This is a genomic window from Rhizobium sp. 32-5/1 (assembly GCF_029537235.1).
Taxonomy (GTDB): Bacteria; Pseudomonadota; Alphaproteobacteria; order Rhizobiales; family Rhizobiaceae; genus Pararhizobium.
On record NZ_CP120638.1, the window covers coordinates 1,899,373 to 1,911,197 of the forward strand.

At 58.3% G+C, this 11,825-nt stretch carries 16 protein-coding genes and 1 pseudogene; 10 read left to right on the plus strand and 7 right to left on the minus strand.

Annotated elements, in window-relative coordinates:
• Window positions 1-57: 57 nt before the first annotated feature.
• The 7 genes and pseudogenes from P6U16_RS09780 to dnaN form a co-directional block, all read right to left on the minus strand.
• Complete coding sequence (locus P6U16_RS09780) at window positions 58-219, minus strand: hypothetical protein (RefSeq protein ID WP_277703571.1); 162 nt, start codon at window positions 217-219, stop codon at window positions 58-60.
• Window positions 220-452: 233 nt separating this feature from the next.
• Window positions 453-1,432: pseudogene (locus P6U16_RS09785) on the minus strand (complex I NDUFA9 subunit family protein).
• Between the two features lie 120 nt (window positions 1,433-1,552).
• Complete coding sequence (locus tag P6U16_RS09790; RefSeq protein WP_277703805.1) at window positions 1,553-1,840, minus strand: DUF1330 domain-containing protein; 288 nt, start codon at window positions 1,838-1,840, stop codon at window positions 1,553-1,555.
• 119 nt (window positions 1,841-1,959) lie between these two features.
• Window positions 1,960-2,664, minus strand: a complete 705-nt coding sequence (pyrF, locus tag P6U16_RS09795; protein ID WP_277703572.1) for an orotidine-5'-phosphate decarboxylase — start codon at window positions 2,662-2,664, stop codon at window positions 1,960-1,962.
• Complete coding sequence (locus P6U16_RS09800) at window positions 2,661-3,251, minus strand: histidine phosphatase family protein (protein WP_277703573.1); 591 nt, start codon at window positions 3,249-3,251, stop codon at window positions 2,661-2,663. Before P6U16_RS09800 ends, pyrF begins: the two co-directional genes overlap by 4 nt.
• Before the next feature lie 12 nt (window positions 3,252-3,263).
• Window positions 3,264-3,866, minus strand: coding sequence for a phospholipid N-methyltransferase PmtA (gene pmtA, locus P6U16_RS09805; protein ID WP_277703806.1), 603 nt, complete (start codon window positions 3,864-3,866; stop codon window positions 3,264-3,266).
• A 189-nt stretch (window positions 3,867-4,055) separates the two neighbouring features.
• Window positions 4,056-5,174 (minus strand): DNA polymerase III subunit beta, encoded by a 1,119-nt coding sequence (gene dnaN / locus P6U16_RS09810; protein WP_277703574.1) that lies wholly within the window; start codon window positions 5,172-5,174, stop codon window positions 4,056-4,058.
• Between the two features lie 385 nt (window positions 5,175-5,559).
• Between dnaN and P6U16_RS09815 the strand changes: the two genes are divergently transcribed.
• From P6U16_RS09815 to P6U16_RS09860, 10 genes are all read left to right on the plus strand, one after another.
• Window positions 5,560-6,612 (plus strand): PAS domain-containing sensor histidine kinase, encoded by a 1,053-nt coding sequence (locus P6U16_RS09815; RefSeq protein WP_277703807.1) that lies wholly within the window; start codon window positions 5,560-5,562, stop codon window positions 6,610-6,612.
• Window positions 6,613-6,680: 68 nt separating this feature from the next.
• On the plus strand, window positions 6,681-7,073 hold the full coding sequence (locus P6U16_RS09820; protein ID WP_277703808.1) for a response regulator: 393 nt from the start codon (window positions 6,681-6,683) through the stop codon (window positions 7,071-7,073).
• A 212-nt stretch (window positions 7,074-7,285) separates the two neighbouring features.
• The gene (rsmI, locus tag P6U16_RS09825; RefSeq protein ID WP_277703575.1) at window positions 7,286-8,215 is read left to right on the plus strand and encodes a 16S rRNA (cytidine(1402)-2'-O)-methyltransferase; all 930 of its coding nucleotides are present in this window, start codon (window positions 7,286-7,288) and stop codon (window positions 8,213-8,215) included.
• Complete coding sequence (locus P6U16_RS09830) at window positions 8,205-8,573, plus strand: YraN family protein (protein WP_277703576.1); 369 nt, start codon at window positions 8,205-8,207, stop codon at window positions 8,571-8,573. The genes rsmI and P6U16_RS09830 overlap by 11 nt, the downstream gene beginning before the upstream one ends.
• A 264-nt stretch (window positions 8,574-8,837) precedes the next feature.
• Complete coding sequence (locus P6U16_RS09835) at window positions 8,838-9,158, plus strand: metalloregulator ArsR/SmtB family transcription factor (protein WP_277703577.1); 321 nt, start codon at window positions 8,838-8,840, stop codon at window positions 9,156-9,158.
• A complete protein-coding gene (locus P6U16_RS09840; protein WP_277703578.1) occupies window positions 9,155-9,586 on the plus strand; it encodes an SRPBCC domain-containing protein in 432 nt (143 codons plus the stop codon). The genes P6U16_RS09835 and P6U16_RS09840 overlap by 4 nt, the downstream gene beginning before the upstream one ends.
• Window positions 9,587-9,628: 42 nt before the next feature.
• Entirely contained in the window at window positions 9,629-9,853 is a 225-nt protein-coding gene (locus P6U16_RS09845; RefSeq protein ID WP_277703579.1) for a hypothetical protein, read from the plus strand.
• A gap of 46 nt (window positions 9,854-9,899) precedes the next feature.
• Window positions 9,900-10,520, plus strand: coding sequence for a YdeI/OmpD-associated family protein (locus P6U16_RS09850; protein WP_277703809.1), 621 nt, complete (start codon window positions 9,900-9,902; stop codon window positions 10,518-10,520).
• 170 nt (window positions 10,521-10,690) lie between these two features.
• The gene (locus P6U16_RS09855) at window positions 10,691-11,197 is read left to right on the plus strand and encodes a RelA/SpoT domain-containing protein (RefSeq protein ID WP_277703580.1); all 507 of its coding nucleotides are present in this window, start codon (window positions 10,691-10,693) and stop codon (window positions 11,195-11,197) included.
• Between the two features lie 87 nt (window positions 11,198-11,284).
• Window positions 11,285-11,773 carry a hypothetical protein gene (locus tag P6U16_RS09860; RefSeq protein ID WP_277703581.1) on the plus strand — a complete coding sequence of 163 codons (489 nt, stop codon included), beginning with the start codon at window positions 11,285-11,287 and terminating at the stop codon, window positions 11,771-11,773.
• Window positions 11,774-11,825 lie beyond the last annotated feature (52 nt).

Genomic DNA, 11,825 nt, shown 5'->3' on the forward strand with positions numbered 1-11,825 from the left:
ATGCGGTTCCTAGCCCCGCCATAAAAATTGATCAACCCTCGATCGGGTCGAGACCGGTCAGTTGCCGGCAGTCGGGATCGACGCCGTGGTGCAGGGATCGACGCCATAGGCCGGTGCGCAACCGTTGCGGCCGCCTGCAACCGTCTTCGGCGCGATGAACGAACCCGCGATCACAACCAGTGCCGCACACGCAAAAAACATTGCGATCGACTTGCCCATAGAACTCTGCCTCTTCGAAAAAAACTTTGCCGGTCTGCCTGTGAATCCAGGACGCGGCACGGCTGCTGTGTATTCGCTGGTTTCGTGCTTATCAATAACCGGACATGTTGAATCGACGGTAAATGGAGAACACGTTTTCAGGTGAGGCAGAAGTGCAACGCTTTGTTTGCGAGAGCCAAAACAAAGCCGCCGGGCTGGCACCGGCGGCTGTTCAGATTTCGATAAAATATGGCTTAGGCGGCTTTGCCGGAGCGGGTATACTGGCCCTGCGGGCGATAGCGCACAAGATAGGACGGCAGCACGGCCTCCACCAGCGTCGGCGAAATGCCGATGCCGGAAAGCGTGCGCCCGTCGGCAATGGCTGCCTCGGACACGACATTGTCGCTCTTCAGCAAAATCACCTGATCGGGCGTCAATGGCGGGGCAATGAAGGGCACGAGCGAAGCGACCGAGCCGATCATCGAGGCGATCCCGAACGGCAGCGGGAGCAGGGTGCGCTTGCGGTCGATCGTCTTCAGCATCATTTCGAGACAGTCGCGGAAGGTCATGACTTCCGGTCCGCCGATTTCATAGATCTTGCCGGGAGACAGTTCGCCGGCCACAGCGCGGGCAACGGCCTCGGCCAGATTCGTGACATAGACCGGCTGGAATTTCGTGTGGCCGCCGCCGACCAGCGGCAGGAATGGCGAAAAGCGGGCCATCTCGGCAAACTTGTTGAAAAACCCGTCCTCCGGGCCGAAAACGATCGACGGACGCAGAATCACGGCATTTGGCACCGTCTCGATCACAGCCTTCTCGGCGCGCCCCTTGGTGCGGGCATAGACCGATTCGGAATTCACATCCGCACCGATCGCCGAAACATGAGTCAGGCTGGCGCCGACGGAACGGGCGGCTTCCGCCACGGCGCGGGCGCCGAATTCCTGCACCGCGTCAAAGGTGTTGCGTCCGGCCTCGAAGAGGATGCCGACGCAGTTGATGACGTGATCCGCGCCCTGCACCGCATTATCGACGGACTTGCGGTAGCGCAGGTTGGCCTGGACGAAGGAAATCTGTCCGACATTGCCGAGCGGCTGCAGAAAACCGGCAAGATCAGGACGCCGAACGGCGACGCGGATGCGGTAGCCACGCTTGGCAAGCGCCCGCACGACATGACGGCCGACAAATCCGGACCCGCCGAAAACGGTGACGAGCGGGGAAGATTGGACAAGGTCATGGGATGCGGACTCCTGATCTCTGTATAGGCCTTTGCATGGTACATAAACCAATCGGCAGACAAGGTGAAGGCCAATCACCCCTGCTTTGCCGCCACTTTCCGACGCAGGGTAACCCGGAATCAGACCCCTTCGACGACGACCATTTCCGCATCTGCCACTTCCTGGCGGATCGCGGCGGCGATCTGGTATTCAGGCGAATTGTAGCAATCGACGGCGGCTTGAAGGGATGGAAACTCGATGACGACGTTGCGGGCGCGGACCTGTCCTTCCAGCCGCTGGAATTCGCCGCCACGGGCGAGAAACTGCGCGCCGTATTTTTCGAAGGCCGGTTTTGCCGCCGCCACGTAGTCCTTGTAACGCTCGGCGTCGCGAATATCGACCCGCGCGATCCAGTAGCCCTTTGCCATGAAGCTCTCCTTTTGTCCGATGCTCTGCCAGCTTTTGTCTTCCGGCATGTGTCTTCCGGCGATTCCAAAGATCGGTCAAGACGCCAAATTGCGCTGTGTCCTGGATATTCCCTCAGCAATCAGGCCGTCAAAGCGCCGTTCATCTCGGACAGGATCGCTCTCGTCGCCGCCAGCGGATCGGCCGCCTGAACGATGGGCCGGGCAACGACGAGATGGCTCGATCCGGCCTTCAGAGCGTCCGCCGGTGTCATGACGCGCTTCTGATCGCCCTTGTCGCTACCCGCGGGGCGGATGCCCGGCGTGACCAGGGCCATGTCCGGGCCGATGATCTTGCGCACCGCGGAGGATTCCTCGGCCGAGCAGACGATGCCGCCCATGCCGGCCAGGCGTGCCTGTTCGGCACGGCGCAGGACCAGCGTGTGCGGGTCGTATTCGTAGCCCGCATCGATCACGTCCTGCTCGTCCATCGATGTCAGCACCGTGACGCCGAGAAGGCAGAGGTCCGATCCTTTCGCCGCCTCCACGGCGGCGCGCATCGCCTTCGGATAGGCATGCAGCGTCAGCATCGACATGCCCATCTTGACGATGTTCTCGACGCCCTTGGCCACCGTGTTGTCGATGTCGAGCAGCTTCATGTCGAGGAAGACTTTCTTGCCGTCGCGGGCAAGATCGCGGGCAAACTCCAGCCCGCCGGCGAAGACCAGCTGGTAGCCGATCTTGTAGAACAGCACGTCGTCGCCCAGCGTTTTGACTGTTGTCTCAGCTTCACCGATGGTGGGAAGATCAAGGCCGACGATCAGCCTTTCGCGCGCGGTTGCTGTCATTGCTGCCATCCTTGCCAGAACTCCATGGGCGTCCAGTCGCATGCAAGCGCACGATCCGCAAGACGGAAAACAAAGAGATTGCCACCCCCGGCCGGCTGATCCTCCCTGCGGGAAATATCTGTCCCGAGAAGGTGGCATTTCAACAGCGTGCCGACACCACCATGGCCGACAAAGGCGATCGGCTGCGACGGATCGTGGCTTGCCAGCACGCCCTCGACGGCGGCCACGATCCGCCTCTGCGCATCGATTGCCCGTTCCCATCCCCTGAAGCTCTGTTCCGGAAAGGCAAAAAACCGGTCCGCAGCCTTCTCGAATTCCTCAGGCACCAGAAAACCGGTGGCAGAACGGTCGTTCTCGCCGGCATGCTCCAGAATTTCCACGGAAACCGAGATGGCACGGGAAAGAATCGCCGCCGTCTCCAAAGCCTTCGTCTCATCGCTCGAAACGATCCGACGCAGGCGCGCTGCCCATGGCAGAGCGGCGGCCTTTTCCGCGCGGGCCTGCCCGACATCGGAAAGGCTCCACTTCGGCACCGGCTTGTCGGGCTCCATGCGGATCTGCGGGTGGGTCAGGTAGATCGCGAACACGCGCCGGAGATCTCAGTGAGGCTTGCGATAGACCCAGAGCTGCGCCGGCGGAATGTTGCGCACGACGAAATCATAATGGGCGATATGGTAACGATCCGGCATGGCGATAACAGGCGAGAGCGGGCCGTAGGAAATCTGGATGACGGGCCGGCCGGGCGCCATGCGCGACAGGAGATCCTCGATCAGTGCGACACGCTTGTACATCGGAAAATTCAGAAGCGGGACGGCGGAGATCACGCTGTCGAAGGTCTGGTCGCGCAGCGCGCCCAGTGTGTTGTCGAGATCGAAGGCATCGCCATTGATGAAGTTGACGGCGGGGAAGCGGGCCGAGAGGTGATTGAAGAAATCGGTGGAGAATTCGACGGACACGAGTTTCTCCGGCTTGATGCCGCGCTCGAGGATCGCCTTGGTGATGACGCCGGTCCCAGGCCCGAGTTCGAGCACCGGCAATCCCGAATGCGGATCTGCCACACTTGCCATCCGCCGCGCGGTCACCCCGGAGGTCGGAACGATCGATCCGACCGCCCGCATGTTGCTTTTCCAGCCTTTGAAGAAACGGATTTCCTCGTCGAACTTCTTGCCGAAACGTTCCTTCAAGCGAAAATTCATGCGTATCCCCGACATTCCCATGCACCAAAATGGCCAAGTTGCAGGTTTTGCACGGCTCATGCCGCAACCTACAAGCAAAAAGGTCAGGAACACCGGGTGAAGGCGGCATTCCTGTTGATCCTATCTTGCCTTCGTGTGCGGCAAAAACAAGTCTAAATGCGGCGGAACTTGGCGCCGGTCGCGCGAAAACGTCGGCTAGACGCGCATCGGCATCAGAACATAGAGCGCGTCGTCGCCCGCCATATCGCGCACCAGTGTCGGCGAACCGGCATCGGCCAGCATGAAGACGGCGTCGGTGCCCGAGAGCTGGGCCGTGATATCCAACAGGTATTTGGCGTTGAAGCCGATTTCCAGCGGGTCGCTGTCGTAGCCCACCGCCAGCTCTTCCGTGGCGCTGCCGGAATCCGGATTGTTGACGGTCAGCGTCAGCTGGCCATCGCCAAGCGCCAGCTTCACGGCGCGGCCACGCTCCGAGGAAATCGTCGAGACGCGGTCGACAGCCTGCGCAAAGGACTGGCAGTCGATCTTCAGTTCCTTGTCGTTATTGGCCGGGATGACCCGCTGGTAATCCGGGAAAGTGCCGTCGATCAGCTTCGACGTCATGATGATCGAGCCGATCGTCAGGCGGATCTTGGCATCGGAAACCTCGACCGTGACGATCACATCCGGATTGTCGACCAGCTTCTGCAGTTCGCTGACCGTCTTGCGCGGAATGATGATGCCCGGCATGCCTTCGGAACCCGAGGGCGCCTCGATATCGGCACGGGCCAGACGGTGACCATCGGTCGCCACGGCGCGCAGCTTCAGCTGCCCCTTGCTTTCGATCGTGTGGATATAGATGCCGTTCAGATAATAGCGGGTCTCTTCCGTCGAGATCGCAAACTGGGTGCGATCGATCAGCATCTTGAGGTCCGTCGCCTTGATCCGGAACGTATGGCTGAAGGCACCGGCCGTCAGGTCCGGGAAGTCCGACTGCGGCAGGCACTGCAGCGAGAATTTCGAGCGGCCGGACTGAACCGTCATCGCCGTGCCCTCGGCATTGGTGGCCAGCGCCACTTCGGAGCCATCCGAAAGCTTGCGCACGATATCGTATAGAAGATGGGCCGGCACGGTCGTCGCGCCTGCTGTCTCGACCTGCGCCGGGGTCGCTTCGGTGATCTCCAGATCGAGGTCGGTCGCCTTCATCTCGAGGCTTGCGCCATCGGAGCGCAGAAGCACGTTCGAGAGGATCGGGATGGTGTTGCGACGCTCGACCACGCGATGCACGTGGTTCAGCGACTTCAGGAGATTGGACCGCTCGATCGTAATGCGCATGAGATGCTACCGCTTTCAACCATCGCCGGAAAACAGGTCCCGGCATCTACTTTTTGACTGCTTTTTGGCCGCAGAGATGTGGACGCGCAAAATGGCAGAAAGAGGCCCAGAAATGCAAGGCCTATCGCGGGGGATGGAAGACGATTGTGGGTGGATCGGCGGGCTAGGGCGGAAGATGCTTCAACAACGCATCTGGCGCATCGCGATTATCTAAGGTGGCGAAGTGCTTGGATCGTGACGCGATCCAAGCCCATTTGGAAATAAGATGGCACGGTTCCGCCTCGGGCATGCTAAAATGCTTTTGTCGAGCTTCCAGTCTGTGGCTTCGGCGGTACTGCCGAGCAATGACGCGCTTCGCGAGTCTCCGGCCCCTGAGGCCAATTTCATGCCAATATCCCCAACCCTGCATTTCGAGGCGGCGAGTACGCTTGCCGTTGTGGTTTCATCCCACGAACCCCTTCTTTTCCTGTCGGACGACTTGAAGATCATTGCGGCGAGCGCATCGTTCTGCCGGGCCTTCGAGATAGACCCAGCGTCAGTCCCTGGCAGACGGTTCAGTGAACTTGGAGACGGGGAATGGGCCATGCCGAAGCTTGAGTCACTTCTCATGGCGACCGCTTCGGGGAGTGTGAACATCCAAGCCTACGAACTGGAGCTCAAGCGACTTAACCAGAAAACACGCCAGTTGGTCGTCAACGCGCAAACGCTTGATGACGGTGACATCAATCATATCCGCCTTCTTGTGGCCGTGACCGACGTGACCGATGCGCGCGCAGAAGCGCGACTGAAAGATGATCTGATCCGTGACAAAGCCATCCTGCTGCAGGAAGTTCAGCACAGGGTGGCCAATAGTCTCCAGATCATTGCAAGTGTGCTTATGCAGAGCGCACGTCGGGTTCAGTCTGAAGAAGCGCGGGGGCATCTCCACAACGCCCATCACCGGGTGATGTCAATTGCAGCCCTGCAGCGACAGCTCTCCACATCCCCCGGCGGCAGCGTTGAGCTGCGCACCTATTTCAAACAGCTTTGCCAGAGTCTTGGTGCATCAATGATTGCCGACCCTGAGCGGTTGTCGATACAGGTCACGGCCGACAACAGCGCGGTGGAAGCGGATGTTTCCGTTAGCTTGGGACTCATCGTGACCGAGCTTGTCATCAATGCCTTGAAACACGCTTTTCCCGATGAACGAAGCGGCACCATCCTGGTCGACTATCAATCGTCCGGCAAGGATTGGACCTTGTCGATAACCGACGATGGAATCGGCATGCCTGCAGGCAGCGATGCCCCCAAGGCTGGACTGGGCACCGGCATCGTGGAGGCGCTGGTCAAGAACCTGGGAGGCGAAATCAACTTGAGCGATGCGGGCCCAGGGACCATCGTTAAAATCAGCCATCAGGAAAGCGCAGGATCACAAACCAGCTTTTCGAATGCCGCGTAGAAACCAGATTGTTCCAGGTCCGCCTTACAATTGCAGCCCAGGGGCTTTCTCATGATGACGTGGAAACCATGAACAACGGCAGGCCGGTCGTCTTGATTGTCGAAGACAGTGCTCTTATTCGAATGGGTGCCGTCGATCTGGTGCTTGCAGCTGGCTATGAAGCGCTTGAGGCGAGGGATGCGGACGAGGCAATACGCATTCTTGAGTTGCGAAATGACATCGACCTGGTTTTCACCGATGTACAGATGCCGGGCACCATGGATGGTATCAAATTATCCCACTATATCCGTGACCGCTGGCCGCCCGTGAAGCTGATGGTCGCATCCGGCGCTGCCATTCTTGAGGAGAGTTCCCTACCTTCGGGAAGCAGGTTCTTCTCGAAACCGTATGACGATCACACAATAACAGATGCCATGGCGCTCCTGCTTTTGAGCGAAACTCCATCTCTTCCCACCGCTTGAATCATTGGCCGGCGAAAACAAGAGGCTCTGTCTGGCCAAACCGTCAACGGACGATCAGTCGCAAACGGACAGTAGTCGCTCTTCGCTGCTGCGAACGCCTCTGCCCTAAAAAGCGGCCAACCATATGACTTGTCCCATATCCACCGGGCAGGCTCTTGTCCCCTGTGTGCGGCTCGCCCATAAAGGCAGCCAAAGCACAGAAAGAAAACACAGTGGAAAAGCAGGCATCGGGCGAAACACAAACAAGCGAGCGGCAGAAAACCTATCGCCTGCACAATGTCGCCATTCCCGCGCGGCCCCTGGAGCCGGCGCTCTATCTGGTCGCAACCCCCATCGGCAATCTGTCCGACATCACGCTGCGGGCTCTGGAAACGCTGGCGGGGGCCGATGTGCTGGCCTGCGAGGATACGCGCGTCACCCGCGTGCTGCTCGATCGCTATGGTATCGTCAACCGGCCCTATGCCTATCATGAACACAATGCCAACGAGGCCGGGCCGAAACTGCTCGCGGCGCTCGATGCCGGCAAGTCGGTGGCGCTGGTCTCCGATGCCGGCACGCCGCTCGTCTCGGATCCCGGCTACCGGCTCGGCCAGATCGCGATTGCGGCCGGCCACCGCGTCGTGCCGATCCCCGGCGCCTCCGCGCCGCTTGCAGCGCTGGTCGGTTCGGGCCTGTCGAACGATGCCTTCCTCTTTGCCGGCTTCTTGCCCTCGAAAGACAAGGCGCGGCGCGACCGTCTGCGCGAATTGTCGCTGGTGCCGGCAACGCTGATCTTCTTTGAATCGCCGCACAGGATCGCAGCGACGATCACGGCCGCCGCCGACGAACTGGGCTCCGAACGCCGCGCCTCTGTCTGCCGGGAACTGACCAAGACCTTCGAGGAATTTCGCCGCGGCACGCTGGGGGAACTGAAGGCCTTTTACGACGAGGGTGCGACGGTAAAGGGCGAGATCGTGCTGGTGATCGCGCCACCGGACGCGCCGGCAGCCCCTGAGCAAGTGGATGTCGATGCGATCCTGGTCAGGCTCGTCAAGGACATGCCCTCCGGCAAGGCCGCAACCGAAGCGGCAAAACAGACGGGCCTCAACCGCAAGGACCTTTACGATCGTCTCCTGGAACTGAAGGGACGCGATGACGCGTGAGCCGCCAGACCAGAAGCGGCTGAAGGCGCAGCGCCGCGGCGCGCTCGCCGAATATCGGGCAGCCGCTGCCCTCCTTCTCAAAGGATACCGGATCGTCGCCTTCCGCTATCGTACAAAACTCGGCGAGATCGACATCATCGCCCGCAAGGGTGATCTGGTCGCCTGCGTCGAGGTCAAGGCCCGCCATTCGCTCGACCAGTCCGTCTTTGCGGTTTCCAATTCCGCGCAGCAGCGGATCCGGGCCGCAAGCGATCTCTGGCTCTCCAAACAGCGGGACTCCGCCAAACTCTCCATCCGCTACGACATCGTCTCGGTCACACCCTGGCGCTGGCCGGTGCATCTACCGGACGCTTTTTGAGCAGCGGGGACAGGTGCAGTCAAATCAACATGAAACTCCCTCGCCACGACCCTCGGCGACATTCCCAACCACGGCACGCTCAGGATCACGGCTGGCGCAGGCATTCGCGGTTTCCGCCGGCAGGCAGGACACTGCACAGGCGTTGGAGCTGGCTGCCGAATGTGCGGAACCGCAGCCAAGTCATCTCTTCTTCAAACAACCCTTGACGAATATATAGCTCGTTGGCTATGAGTCAAACAGATAGCCAGCGAGTTATGCATCCTCATGCCAGATCAAGCCACACTCTTTAAGGCTCTTTCCGACCCAACGCGACGCGCCATCTTCGAGGGCTTGTGCCGCGATGGCGACCAGACGGTTGCGGCCCTGACGGCTCTGGCTGGCGTTTCCCAGCCCGGGGTGTCGAAGCATCTGGCCATCCTCAAAGGGGCCGGATTGGTCAGCGACCGCCACGAAGGCCGCCAAACCCACTACAGCGCGCAACTCGGTGCCCTCGCTCCGTTGACCGAATGGACAAACCAGATGACGGGCTTCTGGCAGGGTCGATTCAACACGCTTGAAGACCTGCTGAACAGGATGGATCAATGAGCGAAGCATCGGCTGCAACACGCACAATCGTCGTAGAACGCGAGATCGCGCATCCGCCGGAAAAGCTGTGGCGCGCCCTCACCCAGCCGCATCTCATCGCGGAATGGCTGATGAAAAATGATTTCAAGGCTGTCGTCGGCCACCGGTTTCATCTTCGCGGTGAGTGGGGTGGCGTTCTGAATTGCGAGGTGCTCGTCATGGAGCCGCAAAAAATGCTGTCCTATACCTGGAATTTCAAACACGACGATCCCGCCTTCGATCTGAACAGCATCGTGACGTTTACGCTCACGCCCACCGCAACAGGAACCCATCTGCGCATGGAGCAGTCCGGATTCCGGCCGGATCAGAGGCAGGCCTATGGTGGCGCCAAAGCAGGCTGGCCCCGGTTTCTTGCAAGGCTGGAGCAGGTTTTATCCGGGGCGGATTGAAATCCAGGACGCTTTCAACGCCCCTAACGACAGGAGTTTTCAATGATTTCAAATCTGTGGATTCGCCAGGCGCACCGATGGCTCTCGATCCTGTTCGTTGGGGCCGTCATTGCCAACTTTGTGGCCATGGCGCTGGGAGAGCCACCGCTATGGGTCGTATATGCGCCGTTGCCACCGCTCATTCTGCTGATGTTCACCGGTCTGTACATGTTCGTCTTGCCCTATGCGGTCAGGTGGCGGGGATCAGCGTCGCAGGATGCAACTTGATCCTTTCCTTTGATGGAAACAAACGCGGGAAATCCCGGGGCATATGATGATCACTGAAATTGAAGACTATTTTACGAAGGGATGCGGGCGCTGCGAGCGTTTTGCGGGACCAGACTGTTCGGCGCGGCGCTGGCTGCAGGGCCTGAACGACCTGCGTCAGATCTGCGTCGATGCGGGGCTGGCCGAGACGGTAAAATGGGGGCACCCCTGTTACGTTCATGCAGGACGCAACATTGCCATCCTCGGCGCTTTCCGCGGTGATTTCCGCTTGAGCTTCTTCAATGCCGCACTGATGAAAGATCCCTGCGGCGCCCTTGAGAAGCAGGGGCCGAACACCCAATACCCCGACATGATCCGTTTCGGGGACGATGCTCAAGTCGCAAAGATGAGGGCCGTTATCCTGTCTTACCTGAAAGAGGCGATGGAATATGCGGAGGCGGGCGTCAAACCGCCAAAGGAGAAGAGCGAAGTAGAACTGCCTGATGAACTGGTTGACGCTCTGGACTCCGATCCTGAACTCGCAGAAGCCTTCCGCAGCCTGACGCCCGGGCGCCAGAAAAGCTATGTGATCAATCTTGGCTCAACCAGGAACCCCGAAACGCGAAGGTCGCGCATCGAGAAATTTCGACCCAAGATCATCGCCGGAAAAGGTGCCATGGAGCGATGAACGCCGGGGACGTCCAGATCGCAGTCCCCGGCGACACTTTGCTCCCCAGGAGACCAACTACATCTAGGAATTCGGCGCCTGGCTCCAAGAGGTAGCGTGTCCGTTTACAACCTTTTAGTTTAGGTATCTAAATCACACATCGGGAGCAGGTTACTGAACTGAGGATATTTATGGCAACGAAAAAGAATGCATCTACGGTGGCGAGCGTGATCGAGAGGGACGACGATTTTCGGGTTTGGCTGGAAGCCAACCATAAGCGCTTCCTAAATCTGAAAGATGCGGTGGTATCAATTATCACAAACCTTGCGACTGAGAACGGGATAGAGGTACTGGCAATTGAGGGACGCTCCAAGGATATCGATAGCGCTGTTGAGAAAGTCAGGCGCAAAGATTACACGCAACCTCAATCCCAGATGACGGATATTACGGGCGTAAGGGTAATTGTCTACTTTGAAAGTGATGTAGCCAAGATCTCCCAAGTCATTCGATCTGCGTTTCGAGTTGATGAAAAAAACAGTTCAAATACTGATGAAAGAATGTCAGCCGATCAAGTGGGTTATCGATCAGTACACTTCGTCTGCGACCTCGGTGACGATCGGATAAAATTGCCTGAATTTCAGTCGTTGAAAGACTTAAAATTTGAATTTCAAATTAGAACTGTTTTACAGCATGCCTGAACAGAGATCGCTCACGACAGAAATTATAAATTTTCTGGATCACTACCTCGACATCTTAAAAGGCGACTTTTTCTTCTTGCAGGTCTATTGGAGACTGCGGATCAGGGTTTCGACGATCTCTCCCGATCTCTTGATAACTACCTAGAATCCGTCAAGGATGACTCAGCAAAAGGTGATCTTGACATAGAAATCAATTCTATAAGCCTTCATGGCTTTATGGAAAAATGGGCCGAAGAGAATAAATTCAGATTGCGGGAGCCAGAAAGCCGAGAGGCTGTGCCAAGTAGGTTGATACGAGAACTAGAGGAATATGGTATTACAAGCCTTGCAGAATTGAATGAAATTATTCCAGCCAACTATGTCCAAAAAGTATCCGCGAATTCACCTGTTAGCACCATGCTAGGAACCATCAGAACTTGGATGATTTTGCATGACCCGGACAAAGTGGTTACCAAAGTTACCCACTCATGGTCGCTTGGTGCAACAGTCAAAGCAGTTTTGGAGCAGTTTTTTGACAGAGGCAAAGTCGAGGAAATCGCTAAAGCGGTGGCCGAAAGTCGCATTCAAAGACAATGATCGAAGCAGGCGCTATCTGCCATCCAAAAACCGTCCGCTTCCATCCCCCGCG

What these genes read in the sequence shown, in the direction of transcription:
- pyrF (WP_277703572.1), bottom strand. Translation starts at nt 2,664, where the DNA reads ATGACAGCAACCGCGCGCGAAAGGCTGATCGTCGGCCTTGATCTTCCC.
- P6U16_RS09815 (WP_277703807.1), top strand. Translation starts at nt 5,560, where the DNA reads ATGCCAATATCCCCAACCCTGCATTTCGAGGCGGCGAGTACGCTTGCC.
- P6U16_RS09850 (WP_277703809.1), top strand. Translation starts at nt 9,900, where the DNA reads ATGATCACTGAAATTGAAGACTATTTTACGAAGGGATGCGGGCGCTGC.
- P6U16_RS09820 (WP_277703808.1), top strand. Translation starts at nt 6,681, where the DNA reads ATGAACAACGGCAGGCCGGTCGTCTTGATTGTCGAAGACAGTGCTCTT.
- P6U16_RS09845 (WP_277703579.1), top strand. Translation starts at nt 9,629, where the DNA reads ATGATTTCAAATCTGTGGATTCGCCAGGCGCACCGATGGCTCTCGATC.
- P6U16_RS09835 (WP_277703577.1), top strand. Translation starts at nt 8,838, where the DNA reads ATGCCAGATCAAGCCACACTCTTTAAGGCTCTTTCCGACCCAACGCGA.
- P6U16_RS09855 (WP_277703580.1), top strand. Translation starts at nt 10,691, where the DNA reads ATGGCAACGAAAAAGAATGCATCTACGGTGGCGAGCGTGATCGAGAGG.
- P6U16_RS09780 (WP_277703571.1), bottom strand. Translation starts at nt 219, where the DNA reads ATGGGCAAGTCGATCGCAATGTTTTTTGCGTGTGCGGCACTGGTTGTG.
- dnaN (WP_277703574.1), bottom strand. Translation starts at nt 5,174, where the DNA reads ATGCGCATTACGATCGAGCGGTCCAATCTCCTGAAGTCGCTGAACCAC.
- P6U16_RS09830 (WP_277703576.1), top strand. Translation starts at nt 8,205, where the DNA reads ATGACGCGTGAGCCGCCAGACCAGAAGCGGCTGAAGGCGCAGCGCCGC.
- P6U16_RS09840 (WP_277703578.1), top strand. Translation starts at nt 9,155, where the DNA reads ATGAGCGAAGCATCGGCTGCAACACGCACAATCGTCGTAGAACGCGAG.
- P6U16_RS09790 (WP_277703805.1), bottom strand. Translation starts at nt 1,840, where the DNA reads ATGGCAAAGGGCTACTGGATCGCGCGGGTCGATATTCGCGACGCCGAG.